The organism is Hydrogenobacter sp. T-2, assembly GCF_033971325.1.
Taxonomy (GTDB): domain Bacteria; phylum Aquificota; class Aquificia; order Aquificales; family Aquificaceae; genus Pampinifervens; species Pampinifervens diazotrophicum.
This window is the reverse complement of record NZ_CP117180.1, coordinates 710,954-726,302: the sequence shown is the minus strand read 5'-3', so window position 1 is coordinate 726,302 and position 15,349 is coordinate 710,954. Positions and strand designations below refer to the sequence as shown.

Sequence of the window (15,349 nt, the reverse complement as noted above, 5' to 3'; positions counted from 1 at the left end):
GGCTTATTTTAACAGCTTATTTCTTTACCTCCACCTCGCACTGGTCAGAAACTCCATACGCGTCTCTCTTGCATTGTTCAAGGGGGACCACCCTTCTGAACTTTTCCAAGAACTCTTCCCAGTTTTCAAGAATATGCTTTGCCCAAGGGCTTTCCGTGTATTGGTAATGCTTTTCTATGAGGTTTCTGAGCTCTTCAGCCTCTTCCTCTGTAAGGTTTCTTGCTAATACATAGCTTGTGTTTATCTTGTCTTGTATGTCTTCGTCCAACACGTAGGCGTAGCCGCCTGTCATACCCGCTCCAAAGTTCACTCCCACCTTTCCAAGCACCACTACCACACCGCCTGTCATGTATTCACAGCAGTGCATACCTGCACCTTCAATTACCGCTACTGCACCGCTGTTTCTTACCGCAAAACGCTCTCCCGCCCTTCCGCTTGCAAACAGTTCTCCGCCCGTTGCTCCATAGAGGCAAGTATTACCCATGATCACATGATTATGCGTGTCCTCCACACCCTCAGCCCTTATCACTATCCTTCCACCGTGCATGCCCTTACCCACATAGTCGTTGGCATCGCCGATAAGGGTCAGAGACATGCCCTTGTGATTGAAGGCACCAAAGCTCTGCCCCGCCGTGCCTCTAAAGACCAACTGTATGGTATCCTCTGGAAGACCCTCATCCCTGTATCTGACCGCAATATGGTAAGCCAGCCTTGTTGGGACGCTCCTGTCCACGTTCCTTATGCTGTATTCTCCATAAAACCTCTCTCCCTTTTCTATGTATGGCAGGACCTCCTCTTCAAGCCTTTTTGCCAGCTCGCTCCTTCTTGGGTTGTCGTTTCTCTCCTGCAGACATCTCAAAGGCTTGTCCTTTGGATAGCCTTCTTTCAAGAACTCTTCAAGTTTTACCCTCTTTGAGCCGGGTATGTGGTCGTAGGTTTTTACCTCAAGCAGGTCCCTCCTTCCTATTATCTCCTCAAGGGACCTCACACCCATCTGAGAAAGGATTTCCCTTACCTCTTGGGCTACCGCCCTAAAGTATGCCATTACGTTTTCCACCTTGCCTTTGAACTTCTCTCTGTATTTGGGGTCTTGAGTGGCTACGCCGGTGGGACACTGATTGGTATGGCAGAGCCTTGCCATAACACAACCTTCCGCTATCATAGCTGCAGTGCCAAAGCCAAACTCTTCAGCACCAAGAAGTGCAGATATTATCACGTCCTTACCAGTTCTTAGTCCACCATCCACCCTAAGCCTTACCTTATCCCTTAGACCATTTTCCATAAGCACCCTTTGGGTCTCAGAAAGACCTATTTCCCAGTAGTTTCCTGCGTTCTTTATAGAGGAGTATGGGCTTGCACCCGTGCCACCCTCCGCACCGCTTATCTGGATTATATCCGCATAGGCTTTTGCCACACCCGCTGCAACAGTTCCCACGCCAGTTTCTGCCACAAGTTTGACGCACACCTTTGCCTTAGGGTTTGCTTCCTTTAGGTCGTTTATGAGCTGGGCGAGGTCTTCTATGGAGTATATATCGTGATGGGGTGGTGGAGAGATTAAGGTCACTCCGGGTTGTGCATACCTTAACTTTGCTATGTATTCGTTGACCTTTTTGCCAGGAAGCTGTCCGCCTTCTCCGGGCTTTGCTCCTTGAGCTATTTTTATCTCTATGTCTTCTGCAGAGGCAAGGTAGGTGGGTGTCACACCAAAGCGACCAGAGGCTACCTGCTTAATTGCAGAGTTCTTTATGGTCCAATATCTTGCTGGGTCTTCTCCTCCTTCTCCAGAGTTGCTCTTCATACCGAGCCTGTTGCAGGCTTCTGCGAGCACCTCGTGGGCTTCTGGAGACAGGGCACCCAGGGACATACCACCTGTGACAAATCTCTTGAGTATGCTCTCTATGGGTTCAACCTCTTCTATAGGGATGGGCTTTTCCACCCTCTTATAGTCAAGAAGATGTCTTATAAAGGTGGGATGCTCTTCGTTGGCTATGCGTGAAAACTCCTTGTAGTCCTCGTAATTCTTTGTCTCCAAAAACTTGTGCAGTGCTCTAACCACAAAGGGAGACCATGCGTGCCATTGTCCACCCTTTCTGAACTTCATCTCTCCGCCGTAGTCAAGCTCTGGCTTCTCTGTCTCGTATCCTGCGTCGTGCCTTGCGAGGAGACTTTCTTGAACTTCAAAAATACCGTCCGCTTCAAGGGTTACAGGCGTGCCGGGGAAGTATTCTTCCACAAAATCTCTATTCAAGCATACCGTATCAAATATCCTTGCACCTTGATAGGAGTTGAGGGTGGAAATACCCATCTTGGACATTATCTTCAAAAGCCCGTCCTCAAGAGCCTTCTTGTAGTTGAAAATAGCCTGCTCGTATGGAACTTTTATTTCACCCTTTTTGCAAAGCTCCCAGATAAGCTCATACATAAGATAGGGATAGACCGCAGAAGCACCATAACCTATAAGGCAAGCCATATGATGGGTGTCTCTGGCTTCGCCCGTTTCTACCACAAGGGATACCTTGTTAGAAAGCCCGCGCTCAGAAAGCCATTTAAAGACCGCAGAGACCGCCAAAAGGCTCGGAACCGCAAGCCTATACTTTGATATGTTTCTATCGGACAAAATCACAATGTTGGCACCCTCTCTTACCGCCTCCTCTACCCTCCTACAGACTATCTCCACACCCAGCCTTAGGTCACATATGGCAATGCCTTCATACATGGCATCGTAGAGTATGTCCGTTATTCTCCTTTCTCCCGCAAGGTCTTGTAGCTCTACCACGCAGTAGCTTCTCTCTTTCGGATAGGTTATTGGAACCCAAGCAACTTTGAACTCCTTCTGTTCCATAAGAGCTTTAAACTGGTAAGGCAGGAGTATGGGGCTGTCTATCTGAAGTCTTTTGGCATGCTCCTCTCCTTCCCTTAAGAAGTTTCTCTTGTGTCCTAAGTTCATCCTAAGGGACATAACCGCCCTTTCCCTTATGGGGTCTATGGGTGGGTTTGTTACCTGTGCAAACCTTTGCTTGAAGTATCTAAAGAGTAATACAGGTTTTTCTGAAAGGGGTGGAATGGGAGTGTCATCACCCATAGAAAAGGTTATCTCTTTCCCTTCCTCCGCCATGGGTGCAAGGACATTTTTTATCTCTTCCTGCGTGTAGCCAAAGGTGACGAGTTTTCTTATCCTTTCTTGGTCTTCTCCGTATTCTGGAAGAGTGTAGTCCTTTATGATATCAAACAGTCTAAGGAGATGTTTTCTTAGCCACTCACCGTAGGGCTTTTGAGAGGAGAGCTCCTTGAGTATCTGGTCTGTCTCTTTCACCTCTCCAGTTGAAAGGTCTACCACAAGGGTATCGCCCGGTCCAAGCCTTCCCTTCTTAGAGACCTTTTTGCCAGAGAGGTCTACCATACCCACCTCAGAGCCAAGCACCAATATGCCATCTTCAGTGAGCACATACCTGGCAGGTCTTAGACCGTTTCTATCAAGATGTGCTCCTATCTTTTTACCGTCAGTAAAGGCAATGCTGGCAGGTCCATCCCAAGGCTTCATCAAGAGAGATTGATATTCAAAGAACTCTTTCACTTCCTCTGGAAGCCAAGGCACACCCTCCCAAGCGGGTGGTATAAGCATATTTATAGCATGCTCTGGACTATAACCCACAAGCACCAAAAGTTCAAAAACCCTATCTAAGGATGCGGAATCACTCTCATCATAAGAAACCAGAGGTCTTACGAGCTTTATATTTTCTCCAAAAAGCTCATGCTCCAATTCATGCTCTATAGCCCTCATCCAGTTTCTGTTGCCTAATATGGTGTTTATCTCACCGTTATGAGCCAGATACCTAAAAGGTTGAGCTAACTTCCAGTCGGGGAAGGTGTTGGTGGAATACCTCTGATGGAAAAGGCAGAAACTGGATTCAAGCCTTTGGTCTTTTAACTCTGGGTAGAAAATATCCAACTGTGGTGCCACGAGCATTCCCTTGTAGACCATTACCCTTGAGGAGAGGGAGGCAAAATAAACCTTGTCCTTTACCTTTTTGTCCGTCTCTATGCGTCTTCTAAGGAGATAGAGCTCCAGCTCCCTTCTCTCTTCCGAGACCTTCTCAGAATCCAAGAGAAGATGGAATATCTTTGGCATGACCTTTAGGGCAGACTCACCCACCGCAGACTTATCTATAGGAACCTCTCTCCAAGCTACAAGAGAAAAGGGAGACCTCCTTATGTGCTCCTCTATTTGAGGTCTTACATCCTCGTAAAGGAAAGCCACGCCGACCGCAAGGTTGTCTATGTGAGAAAGCTCATAGCCTTCTTCAGACAGCCAGTCCTCAAAGAATTTTTTAGGGATTTCAATCATAACCCCAGCACCATCCCCAGTCTTGCCATCACCACCCACAGCACCCCTATGGGTGAGGTTCTTTACCGCCTCTATACCCCATTGGACTATCTGATGGCTTTTTTCACCTCTTATGTTGCATACAAATCCAACACCACAGGAATCGTATTCCAAAAGCTCCATCTCTTCACCTCTCAAAAGGGTAAATGGGTTAATATTTTAATATAAAACCCTACATGGTTTTTGATGTATGTATTTCAGCAAGCTAAAACCTCATTCCTCTCATTTCAATCTTCACCATGAGCCATTTCTTAGGCATAGTCTAAAACTAAAAAAGGCAATTACTTTTCTACTCTTGCTTTTCTCACAAATAGCTTTACAAAATAACTTAATGCATAGGCAAGAAGCCAGAGGGCTACGCCGTAAACTCCTCTCATAGTGCCAAAGAGAATTCTTCCATATAGTTTTACCACGGGCTTTAGAAGAAGATAGAGCCTTTTTCTCCTCTTTTCCGAGGAGAGAACCCAAAGTATTAACTTGGCAAGGACCTTAAGCAGGTAAAGGCTCGGCTTTCTTTTTAGGAAAAACATTTGCACCATCAATAAAGAGTATAACCCATGGTTAATTTATGGTTAATCTTTGGAAACTATTCTATAACTATCAAAACTTTTAGGAGGTGCTAACATGAGGAAAGCATTAGCTATCCTTACAGCTTTGGTAGGTTTTTCAACCCTTGCCCTTGCACAGCCACCACACATGGGCAAAAAGGAGCATAAGCTCTGGTGTCAGCAAAACTGGGACAGGTGCAAGCAGTTTAGAGAAGAGGCTCTTAAGATAAGGGAAAGAAACATACAGAGAGAACGGGAATGCTTGCAAAAGGCAAAGGACTTTTGGGCTTTTGAGGAATGCAAGGCTCAGGTAAAGGTGCAGGGTAAAAGGGAGAAGTCTGAACTTAGGCAGAGGTTTATGGAGGGTGTTAGCAGGTGAGAGTGCTCCTTGTGGAGGATGACACAAGCCTTGCTACCGCACTCAAGGAACTCTTGGAACAAGAAGGTTATAGGGTGAGGCTTGCCCTTGATGGGAAGCGAGGGCTTGACCTCGCCCTTTCTGAAGAATTTGACCTTATTTTGCTGGACTACTTTTTACCCAGTATGGATGGAAGGGAGTTTCTCAAGAGGCTAAGGTCAGAAGGCTCAAAGGTGCCAGTCATAGCCCTTACCGTGGTTTCTGATATAAAGAATAAGGTGGACTTTTTTCATATAGGTGCGGATGACTACATTACAAAACCCTTTCATTTTGAGGAGCTTTTGGCACGCATAAGAGCTGTCCTTAGAAGATACGCAGGGCTTGAAAGTGCGGAGGTAGACTTAGGAGGCGTAAGAATAAACCTAACACAGAAGAAGGTCTTTGTGGGGCAAGAAGAAGTGAGTCTAACCCTTGGTGAGTATCTCATACTGGAATATCTCACGCTAAACAGGGGCAGGTTCGTATCAAGGGAAGAGCTTTTAGAAAAGGCTTTAAAGAACTACGAAGCGGAGAGCAACACGGTAGAGGTTCTCATACATCGCCTAAGGAAAAAGATAGGCAGGGATATAATAAAAACACAGAAGGGTCTTGGCTATAGGATTTTGTGATGTCTTTGCGTAAGAGTTTTTTTCTTTTTCTTTTTGTGGTCTCTTTTTTTAGCGGGCTTTTCTTTGCGGGTATATACTGGGGTGTGGAAAAAGCCTTTTATATCCTAATAGACAACCACCTTGTGGAAGATGTGGCAGAGTTTGAAAGGTTATACGCGGAGGGTGAAGATATAAGCAAGCGTGAGCTCTTCGTGCTTAGAAACCAAAAGGGGCTCGTGGTAGATGCAAGCAGGCTTGACCTAATACCACCCTTTAACCCAAACACACTACCCTATACGGATAACCTTAAGTTTGGAACGCAAACCTATCGCTTTATAACTGTGAAAACCCCAAGGGGCTTTTACCTGCAGTATGGCATAGACATAAGTCAGGGAGTGGAGTTTCTTGAACTCCTCAGGTATGTGCTTTTTACTGGCTGGGTGCTATTTATCTCTCTTATCCTTATATTTTATTGGCTTTTTGTTCGCAGTAGCCTTCTGGGGCTTGAGAAGGCGGTAAGAGAGAGCCTTGAGGGAAAAGAGGTAAGCGTCTATGCGGAGATAAGACCTCTTGTTGAAGAGTTGAGAAAAAGGGTGCAAGACCTGAAAAGACAATCCATCCACTACAGAGACCTACTTATGGCTCTTAGCCACTCATTAAAGACGCCTCTTGGCAGGCTATACCTAAAGATAGACCTGCTTTCAAGAAGACATAAGGACTTAGACCTAAGGAGTATAAAGGAAGAGATTCACCAGATAGAAAGAAGTGCAAGAACCTTCCTAAGGCTTACAAAGCTGGAGGCTCAGTCCTATAGTCCATCTTTCCAGACCTGCAATATAAAGAGCCTGCTAAAAGAGCTTTTGAGGCTCTATCCATCGGAGAGGTTAAGGAGCGAGCTTGAAGAAGTATTCGTTGAATGCGACCCAGAGCTTTCCATGGAGGTTTTTGATGTGCTTTTGGACAATGCCATAAGGCACGGAGAGGGAGAGGTTTGGGTTTTCTTAAAGGATGGTAAGCTAAAGGTAGAGAACCTATCCTCTAAACCCTTGGTGGATGGCATCTTTGAAAAGCCGGTGGGTGGTGTTGGACTTTATGTGGCAAAGAGGCTTTGTGATGTTTTGGGTTGGAAAATAGGGGCAAAGCAAGAGGTAGAGGGTGAGCTGTATAAGGTTTCCTTCTGGGTGGAGTTTTCCAAGGGCGGTTAATCTTCTGTTAATCTTTTCTGAGGTATAATTGAAGCTGATGCTTTTAGCCTTTGTATTACTGCTTTATAGCCTTTCCTTTGCTCTTGATTTGAAGGAGGCTATAGACTCCGCCATAGAGAACAGTCCTTCTATAAAGGGTCTTTTCGCAGAAAGGCTTGTCTATGAGGGAAAAAGGCTAAGCTACCGCTCGGGCTTGAACCCCAGCCTTTCTTTGGAGGTGGGGAACTTTGGCACTTCAAAGGAGAGTTTTTCAAAGGCACCACTTTATAACTTCACCTACTCTCAGCCTATTGTGTATCCAAGCACTTTGAGGCTTGCAGGTGAAGTCTACAAGTTTCAAAGCACCGCCTTGGACTATCGTATAGAAACGGAAAAAAACAGGCTTGCAAGCGAGGTATACTCCCTCTTTTATAATGCCCTTTATCTGAAAGAACTTCTAAAGGTTATGGAAGAGGAGCTTGCCCTTCAAAGGGAGATAAGGGATTTTGTGGAGAGGAGCTTTAAACTCGGCGAGACCACAAGGCTTGAGCTTTTGAGGGCAGAAAGGGAGCTTGAGCTCCTTGAGGGTGAAAGGAGAATAACAGAGGCAAGATACAGAGGGGTCCTTAAGGAGCTTTCGGTTATGGTGGGTAAGGACGTAGACAAGGTAGAGGGAGAGTTTACACTTCCTGAATGGAAGGAAATGAACCTTGAAGATACGTCTCTTTTTGCATACTATCGTCTTGGAAAAGAGAGCATATCCAGGCAGGTGGAGGTGGAAAGGCTCTTGGCAAAGCCTAACTACTCACTAAGCCTTACTGGAGAGAAGGTTGGGGACAGGGAATATGGCTTTAGGGTGGGTCTTACGGTAGGTCTTCCCATCTTTTACAAAAGACAGGGAGAGATCTTAGAACTCAGTGCCCAAAGGGAGCTTCTGCTTGCGGAAGAAAAAAGTCAAAAACAAAAGGCTTTAGCCCAGCTTAACTCTTCAAAAACTCAGTATGAGGAGATAAAAAGACAGGTAGAAAAAATCCAAAGGGAGCTAATACCACAGGCACAAAAGGAGCTTGAGCTTGCCTTAAAAAGCTACAAGCTAAGAACCATAACCCTTCTTGAGCTCTCTCAGACAAGGAAAAGCTACTACGACCTCTTAAAGAGGAAGTTAGAACTTCTCCTGCAGGCACATACAGAGTATGCAAAGGGCATAGCCTACGGAGGGTCAAAATGGTGTGGATGTTATTGATACCCTTTGTGGTGTTTGCACAGGTTATAAGGGTAGAACCTGCAAGCATGGAAAAGCTGGGAATAAGAACGCAGAGGGTAAAGATAGAAACTCAAAGCCCAGAGCTTAGGATACCAGCCCAGCTAAAGGCGGACGCAAGCATGAGCGTGGAGGTTTACGCACCCATTGAGGGTATAGTAAAAAAGCTATACGCAAAGGAAGGAGACAAGGTTAGGAAAGGTCAGCCTCTGGCGGAGGTTTACTCTCCAAGGATAGCGGAGCTAAACGCTCAAATTCGTATGGCAAAGGTAAGGCTTCAGACCGCAGAAGACCTTCTCAAAAGGGAGGAACTCCTCTATAAGGAAGAGGTCATACCCTATGCAAGATACTTCTCCGCAAAGGTGGAATATGAAAGGGCACTTTCCGAATACAAAGCACTTTTGCAAAGCAGGGACTCTTTTGGAGAGGTCAGAGGGGACAACCTTTTGATAAGGAGTCCAAGGTCTGGGGTGATAGTGGAGCAGAAGGCAGTGCTTGGTTCTTCTGTGGGGTTGGGGAGTATGCTCTTTAAGGTCCAAGACTATTCAAGGCTGTGGGCTTATGCCTATGCGGACCCAGGCTTTAGGGTAGAGGGAAACAGCTTTTTGGAGTATGAGGGAAGGCTTTATCCTGCGAGGCTTGAGTGGGTCTCTCCGAGGCTTGACCCAGCCACTGGTAAACAGGTTCTGCGTTTTGTGGTAGAAAACAGGGACAGCAGTCTAAAGGAGGGGTTAAAGACGCAGATAGTAATAAGGGGAAAAGCCCAAAGGGGTGCTTGGCTTCCCGTTTCTGCGGTTCAGAGGGTAAAGGGTCAGGAAGTGGTCTTTGTGAGGGTAAAGGATGGCTTTGAGGTAAGAAGGGTAAGAGTGCTCCTTTCCTCTGGAAACAGGGTCATGGTGGAGGGTCTCTCCGATGGAGAAGAGGTGGCAACAGAGGGTGTTATATTCCTCAAGGCACAGGCGGAGCGATGATTAAGAGGCTCTTAGCATACAGGCTTTTTGTGCTTTTGCTCCTTCTCCTTGTGGTGGTCTATGGTGTGTATAGCTTTCTTAAAATCCCAGTGGATACCTTTCCAGACCCAACTCCCACGCAGGTGGTTATATACACAGAAACACCCGGCATGTCCGCAGAGGAGACAGAGCTTCTCGTCACAAAACCTATAGAGTCCGCACTCTCTGGCATAAAGGATGCGGAGCTTGTAAGAAGTATAAGCCTGCCGGGGCTCTCTTATGTGAGCGTCTTTTTCAAGGATGGCACTGACATATACTTTGCCAGAAACCTTGTCTCTCAAAAGCTCTCGGAGGTGCAGGGGCTTTTGCCACAGGGTTTTGTCCCTCGCATGGGTCCAAACACCTCAGGTCTTGGAAACGTGATGTTCTACATCCTGCAGGATACCACAGGTAAATACAGCCTTGAAGACCTAAAGACCTTTCAGGAGTGGAGGGTCAAGCCCATTATAAAGGCTGTGGATGGAGTGGAGGAGGTGTCCCAATGGGGTCCAGAAAAAGCCTTTCTTGTAAAGGTGGACACACAAAAGCTCCTTCAGTATAACCTAAGCCTGTATGACCTAATACATGCCCTTGAGGAGTACGGACAAGTTGCAGGAGGTGGCTTTATCCAATCTCCCGAGGGTGATTTGGTGGTGCGTGGTCTTGGAAGATACGCAAGCGTAGAGGACCTGCTAAAGGTCCCCGTAAAAAAGACAGAGGATACCTACATAAAGCTCGGCGATATTGCACAGGTTGTCCCCGGTGAGCTTCCCAATAGAAGGGGTGCCTTTACCTACAAGGGTCAAGAGGTGCAGGGCAACATAGTCCTCAAAAGGGTTGGCGTAAACACTATGGAGCTCGTGGAAAGGCTAAAGAGGGCAATAGAGGAAGCCAAAAAGGTCCTACCGCAAGGCGTGGACATAAAGGTCATATACGACCAAGCATACCTCACCCAGAAGGCTATTAGCACTGTGGAGAAGGCTCTCATAGAAGGTATAGTCCTCATAACCATAGCCATAGCCTTGTATCTTTGGAACTTGAGGGTGGCACTTCTTGTGGTGCTTTCTATCCCACTAACTCTCCTCATTACCTTTTCTCTTCTTAAGAACCTTGGCATATCCGCAAACCTTATGACCATGGGAGGTCTTGCCATAGGCTTGGGTCTCTTTGCGGATGCCAGCGTGGTGGTGGTAGAAAACATATACAGACACCTTTCAGAAAACCGTCAGGCTTCAAAAACCACGCTTATAGTTTCCTCAGTCCAAGAGATAGTAAAGCCCTTAACCTTTGCCATCCTAACCATTGCGGTGGTCTTTCTGCCCATCTTTACCTTTGAATCGGTGGAAGGTAAATACTACAAGCCCCTGGCTCTTACCATAATCCTTGCCTTGCTCTCCTCTCTCTTTGTTGCCTTGGTCTTTATGCCCGTGCTTTCCTACTGGCTTCTCAAGGGAGGAAGAGAAGAAAGTGCCTTCTTTTCCGCCTTGAGAAAAAGGTATGTTTCCCTTCTTTCCTTTGCCTTTAGGGTAAGACCTGTGGTGCTTTTGCTTGCCCTTACTTCCTTTGTGTTTTCCGTGTATTTGCTTTCAAGGGTTGGAAAGGAGTTTGCCCCACCCCTTGAGGAGGGTGCGGTGCTTGTAAAGTCCTTCCTTGACCCTAATGTGTCCCTTGAGGAAGCCAAGAGGGTAGCAAGGCTCGTGGAAGAGACCGCCTTAAAATACCCAGAGGTAGTCCACACCTTTTCCAACATAGGAAGGGCAGAGGTAGGAGAGCCAGAGGATGTGAGCTACATAGAAACCTTTATCATACTAAAGCCCGTAAGCGAGTGGAGGAGCTTTAAAAGCAGGGTTGAGTTTGAAGAGCTTCTAAGAAAGGACTTGGAGGGTGTGCCTGGCGTGGAGTTTAGCTTTACCCAGCCCATACAGATGCGTATAGATGAGCTTCTCTCTGGAGTAAAGGCAACCCTTGCCATAAAGGTGTTTGGAGAAGACCTTGATAAGATAAACCAACTGGCAGAAGAGATAGAGAAGCTTGTAGCCCAGACAAGGGGTGCGGTGGACGTGGAAACGGAAGCTCAATCGGGTAAACTCCAGCTTAGGATAGTTCCCAAAAAGGAGATGCTCCAGAAGTATAACCTTACCACTCAGGACATAATGAAGGTGGTCTCCTACTACCTTGGTGGTTCAGAGATAGCACAGCTCCAAGAGGAGACCATACTCTTCCCTGTAATCCTAACCCTTAAGGAAAAAACCTTGGAAGAGGTAAGGTCTTTGCCCGTGCTTACGCAGAATGGTAGCCTTCTTACCCTCTCGGAGGTGGCGGACGTATACATAGCGGAAGGCTACAACAAGATAAGAAGAGAGAATGGCATGAGGTATGCACTTGTTCAGAGCAATCTTACTGGAAGAGACTTAGGAGGCTTTGTGCAGGAGATAAAAACAAAGATAGAAAAAGGCATAAAACTTCCCGAGGGATACTACATAGCCTTTGGAGGACAGTTTGAAAACCAAGAGAGGGCTATGAAGAGGCTCATGATAGCGGTTCCCTTGGCTATAGGGCTTATATTCTTGCTTTTGTATATGAACTACGTTTCTTTGAGGGATGCCCTTGTGGTTATGCTAAACGTCCCCTTTGCGGTGGTGGGTGGCGTTATAGCCCTTTACCTTTCTGGCTACAACCTCTCCGTCCCCTCTGCGGTGGGATTTATCGCAGTTTTCGGTATTGCGGTTTTAAATGGAGTGGTGCTTATCTCCTACGCAAGAAGCCTCATAGAGGAGGGTGTGCCCGTTAGAGAAGCCCTCTTCCAAGCAGGCTCAAGAAGGCTAAGACCCATACTTATAACCGCCACCGCCGCATCCCTTGGACTTTTGCCCATGCTCCTGAGCAGAGACATAGGCTCTGAGGTGCAAAAGCCCCTTGCGGTAGTGGTAATAGGAGGCATATTTACCTCTACCCTTCTTACCCTCGTGGTGCTACCCTTGGTGTATGATATGGTAAGAAGGAGGTAAGCTATGGAGCTCATAAAGATACATCCACCGGTGGTGCACTTTGCCATAGCCATGCCCGTAGCCCTTTTGATAATAGACCTATACTATCGCATAAGGAAAAAGGACCCCGATGGTCTTCATATGACCTTTAGCCTACTTGGAAGCCTATCAGTAGTGCTTGGAGCTATAAGCGGGATGATAGCCTACGAGCCTATAGAAGACAAGCTCTATCAAATAGGCATCTTCTCAACTCACAAATACTTGGGGCTTTTGTTGGCTGTGTATTTCCTTGCCTTGCTTGGTGTAAGGCTTAGCTTTTCAAAAACCCCAGCCATGAGGAGCTTGTTTACGGTTATGCTTCTTTTGGGAACCGCCCTCCTTTTTATACAAGGAAACCTTGGAGGCTCGGTGGTATACGACCATATGGTAAAGCCTTGGCTTGAAAAGTAGTTATTCCGTGCCCCAGAGCCCTCTTCTCTTTTCCCTTGCTTCCCTTTGAGCTTGTAAGAATCTTTCTTGATACTTTACATTCGGAGGAATGGTGTATACCATGGCGTAGCCTTCTCTTAGGAGAATCTCGTTGAGCATCCTACCATCACTAAGCCAAACATAAGCCAAAAGTCTTCCATACCTGTCTGTCTTTTGCACGTCAAACTCAAGGTATACGGTTTCTCCTCTTGGTAGCAGTCTCTTGGTAAACTCAGCAGAAGCCTTACCCATTCTGATTATCTCCTCAAGGCTTTTACCACTTCTTTCCGCATCTCTTCTTGCCTTGGGATTGTCCGAGCTTTCTGGAGTATCCACACCTATGAGCCTTACCCTCACGTTCTCACCAGAGGAAAGCCTGCAGTGGAAGGTATCTCCGTCCACCACGCGCACCACAGTGCAAGGTGTGGTGTTTTCTGGGACTTTCGCTGGCTGGCTACTACCACAGGAAATTACGCTAAAAAACACCAAAAGCAGTAGCTTTACATACAAACGCATGGAACAATTTTAAGCTAATTGGCTTGCTCCTATGCTATATTTAAAACATGGAAAGAAAGCTCTGGGAAGAAGCTCTTGTTGAGGAGGTTATCTACCTTATAGCCCACCTTGCCCATGCGGAGCAACACCTTATGGAGCTGGAAGGCGAGACAAAACTTGAAGACCTCATAACCTACATAGACGAGCTAAGAAACAGGAGAAAAAGCGTGGGAAATCTTCTTTTCTCTATCCTTGAAGTTTCTGGCGAATCCGGTGGAGAGTTCAGGAGCAAGGTGGAGAGCCTTTGGTGCACTCTTAAGCATCTTTCTATGGCTATGGTTCACTGCGATGAGTCTGCGGAGAAGGTCATAAGAAGGTTAGACTGTGCCATGGCACAAGGGAGAGAGGAAGAGGCAAAGAAACTTTCTGAAAAGCTCAAAGAGCTATACGACCTGAGGCAGGCTTTACGAAATTCTATAAGAGAGCTTCTTTTTGAGGTTTCCAAGAAGCTCACAAAGGGACCTGCGGTAAGATGCAGGGAAGACCTATGTGTTTTAGAAGGAGAAGAAAATGCCCTACAAGGACCTGAGAGAGTTTCTCAAACTGCTTGAAAAGGAAAATGAGCTTGCACGCATAAGGGAAGAAGTCTCTCCCATTCTTGAGATAACGGAGATTACCGACAGGGTCTGCAAAATGCCCGGCGGTGGCAAGGCTCTCCTCTTTGAAAGGGTCAAAGGCTACAGCACCCCAGTGCTAACAAACCTTTTGGGTTCGGAAAGGAGAATAAAGCTCGCCCTTGGCTATGAGAACCTTGAGGACATAGGCTGGAAGCTCTACAAACTCCTAAGACCAGAGATACCCCATACCTTCCTTGACAAGCTAAAAAGACTTCCAGAGCTAAAGAAACTAAACGACTCTCTACCAAGAATTGTAAAGGATGGGAGCGTGAGGGAAAACATAAAGAGGGAAAGGATAGATATCCTTGAGTTTCCCGTGCTTCAGTGTTGGCCCAAGGATGGTGGAAGGTATATAACCTTTGGTCAGACCATTACCAAAGACCCAGAAAGCGGTATAAGAAACGTGGGTCTTTATCGCATTCAGGTCCTTTCTCCCACGGAGCTTGCCCTCCACTGGCAGATTCACAAGGATGGAAACCACCACTACTGGAAGGCAAAAAGGCTTGGCAAGAGGCTTGAGGTGGCAATAGCCATAGGTGGAGACCCAGTGCTTTCTTATGTGGCTTCCACACCTCTCCCACCAGAGGTGGACGAATACCTCTTTGCAGGTCTTATAAGAGAAGAGGGGGTGGAGCTTATAAAGGGTATAACCGTAGACCTTGAGTATCCTGCCCATGCGGAGATGGTAATAGAAGGTTATGTAGACCCCTCCGAGCCTCTTGTGGATGAGGGTCCCTTTGGAGACCACACAGGCTTTTACACTCCCGTGGACAAATACCCCAAAATGCACATAACCGCCATCCTATATAGAAACAATTCCATACACCTTGCCACCATAGTGGGTAAGCCTCCTCAAGAGGACAAATACATAGGTTGGGCAACAGAGAGGATATTCCTGCCTCTTATAAAGTTCAACCTGCCAGAGGTGGTAGACTACCACTTGCCTGCAGAAGGTTGTTTTCATAATTTCTGCTTTGTCTCCATAAAGAAACGTTATCCTGGACATGCCTTTAAGACCGCATACGCTTTACTTGGTCTTGGTCTCATGTCTCTGACAAAGCATATAGTGGTCTTTGACGAGGACATAGACGTTCATGACTTTGGACAGGTTTTGTGGGCTTGGGGCAACAACGTAGACCCCTCAAGGGATGTGCTAATTCTAAAGGGTCCCATAGATGTGCTTGACCACTCCACAAACCAAGTGGGCTTTGGTGGAAAGATGGTTATAGATGCAACCACCAAATGGAAAGAAGAAGGCTACACAAGGGAGTGGCCTGAGGTTATAGAGATGTCCCAAGAGGTTAAAAAGAGAATAGACAGCCTATGGAATAGGCTTGGGCTATAATATCTT

The 15,349-nt window shown here is 46.6% G+C and carries 12 protein-coding genes; 9 read left to right on the top strand and 3 right to left on the bottom strand.

What is annotated here, in order from left to right; genetic code table 11:
• Positions 1–16 precede the first annotated feature (16 nt).
• Positions 17–4,507, bottom strand: a complete 4,491-nt coding sequence (gltB, locus tag IAE16_RS04215) for a glutamate synthase large subunit (RefSeq protein ID WP_323701478.1) — start codon at positions 4,505–4,507, stop codon at positions 17–19.
• A 158-nt stretch (positions 4,508–4,665) separates the two neighbouring features.
• Positions 4,666–4,914, bottom strand: coding sequence for a hypothetical protein (locus IAE16_RS04210; RefSeq protein WP_323701477.1), 249 nt, complete (start codon positions 4,912–4,914; stop codon positions 4,666–4,668).
• 94 nt (positions 4,915–5,008) lie between these two features.
• Here IAE16_RS04210 and IAE16_RS04205 point away from each other — a divergent pair, with 94 nt between their 5' ends.
• From IAE16_RS04205 to IAE16_RS04175, 7 genes are read left to right on the top strand one after another with little or no spacing between them, the layout of a single operon-like run.
• Complete coding sequence (locus IAE16_RS04205; protein WP_323701476.1) at positions 5,009–5,311, top strand: hypothetical protein; 303 nt, start codon at positions 5,009–5,011, stop codon at positions 5,309–5,311.
• On the top strand, positions 5,308–5,958 hold the full coding sequence (locus IAE16_RS04200; protein WP_323701475.1) for a response regulator transcription factor: 651 nt from the start codon (positions 5,308–5,310) through the stop codon (positions 5,956–5,958). The genes IAE16_RS04205 and IAE16_RS04200 overlap by 4 nt, the downstream gene beginning before the upstream one ends.
• Before the next feature lie 5 nt (positions 5,959–5,963).
• Positions 5,964–7,142: a sensor histidine kinase gene (locus IAE16_RS04195; protein WP_323701474.1), complete on the top strand. Its 1,179-nt coding sequence runs from the start codon at positions 5,964–5,966 to the stop codon at positions 7,140–7,142.
• 37 nt (positions 7,143–7,179) lie between these two features.
• Positions 7,180–8,364, top strand: a complete 1,185-nt coding sequence (locus IAE16_RS04190) for a TolC family protein (RefSeq protein WP_323701473.1) — start codon at positions 7,180–7,182, stop codon at positions 8,362–8,364.
• Positions 8,355–9,353 (top strand): efflux RND transporter periplasmic adaptor subunit, encoded by a 999-nt coding sequence (locus IAE16_RS04185; protein WP_323701472.1) that lies wholly within the window; start codon positions 8,355–8,357, stop codon positions 9,351–9,353. The genes IAE16_RS04190 and IAE16_RS04185 overlap by 10 nt, the downstream gene beginning before the upstream one ends.
• The gene (locus IAE16_RS04180; RefSeq protein WP_323701471.1) at positions 9,350–12,379 is read left to right on the top strand and encodes an efflux RND transporter permease subunit; all 3,030 of its coding nucleotides are present in this window, start codon (positions 9,350–9,352) and stop codon (positions 12,377–12,379) included. The genes IAE16_RS04185 and IAE16_RS04180 overlap by 4 nt, the downstream gene beginning before the upstream one ends.
• A gap of 3 nt (positions 12,380–12,382) precedes the next feature.
• Positions 12,383–12,808, top strand: a complete 426-nt coding sequence (locus tag IAE16_RS04175; RefSeq protein WP_323701470.1) for a DUF2231 domain-containing protein — start codon at positions 12,383–12,385, stop codon at positions 12,806–12,808.
• Here the strand turns inward: IAE16_RS04175 and IAE16_RS04170 are convergent, their stop codons facing one another.
• A complete protein-coding gene (locus tag IAE16_RS04170) occupies positions 12,809–13,342 on the bottom strand; it encodes a thermonuclease family protein (RefSeq protein ID WP_323701469.1) in 534 nt (177 codons plus the stop codon). It abuts the gene before it with no gap.
• A 47-nt stretch (positions 13,343–13,389) separates the two neighbouring features.
• Between IAE16_RS04170 and IAE16_RS04165 the strand changes: the two genes are divergently transcribed.
• Together IAE16_RS04165 and IAE16_RS04160 are read left to right on the top strand one after the other, a co-directional pair.
• The gene (locus tag IAE16_RS04165; protein WP_323701468.1) at positions 13,390–13,932 is read left to right on the top strand and encodes a hypothetical protein; all 543 of its coding nucleotides are present in this window, start codon (positions 13,390–13,392) and stop codon (positions 13,930–13,932) included.
• Positions 13,892–15,343: a menaquinone biosynthesis decarboxylase gene (locus tag IAE16_RS04160; protein WP_323701467.1), complete on the top strand. Its 1,452-nt coding sequence runs from the start codon at positions 13,892–13,894 to the stop codon at positions 15,341–15,343. Before IAE16_RS04165 ends, IAE16_RS04160 begins: the two co-directional genes overlap by 41 nt.
• The last annotated feature ends 6 nt before the right edge of the window (positions 15,344–15,349 follow it).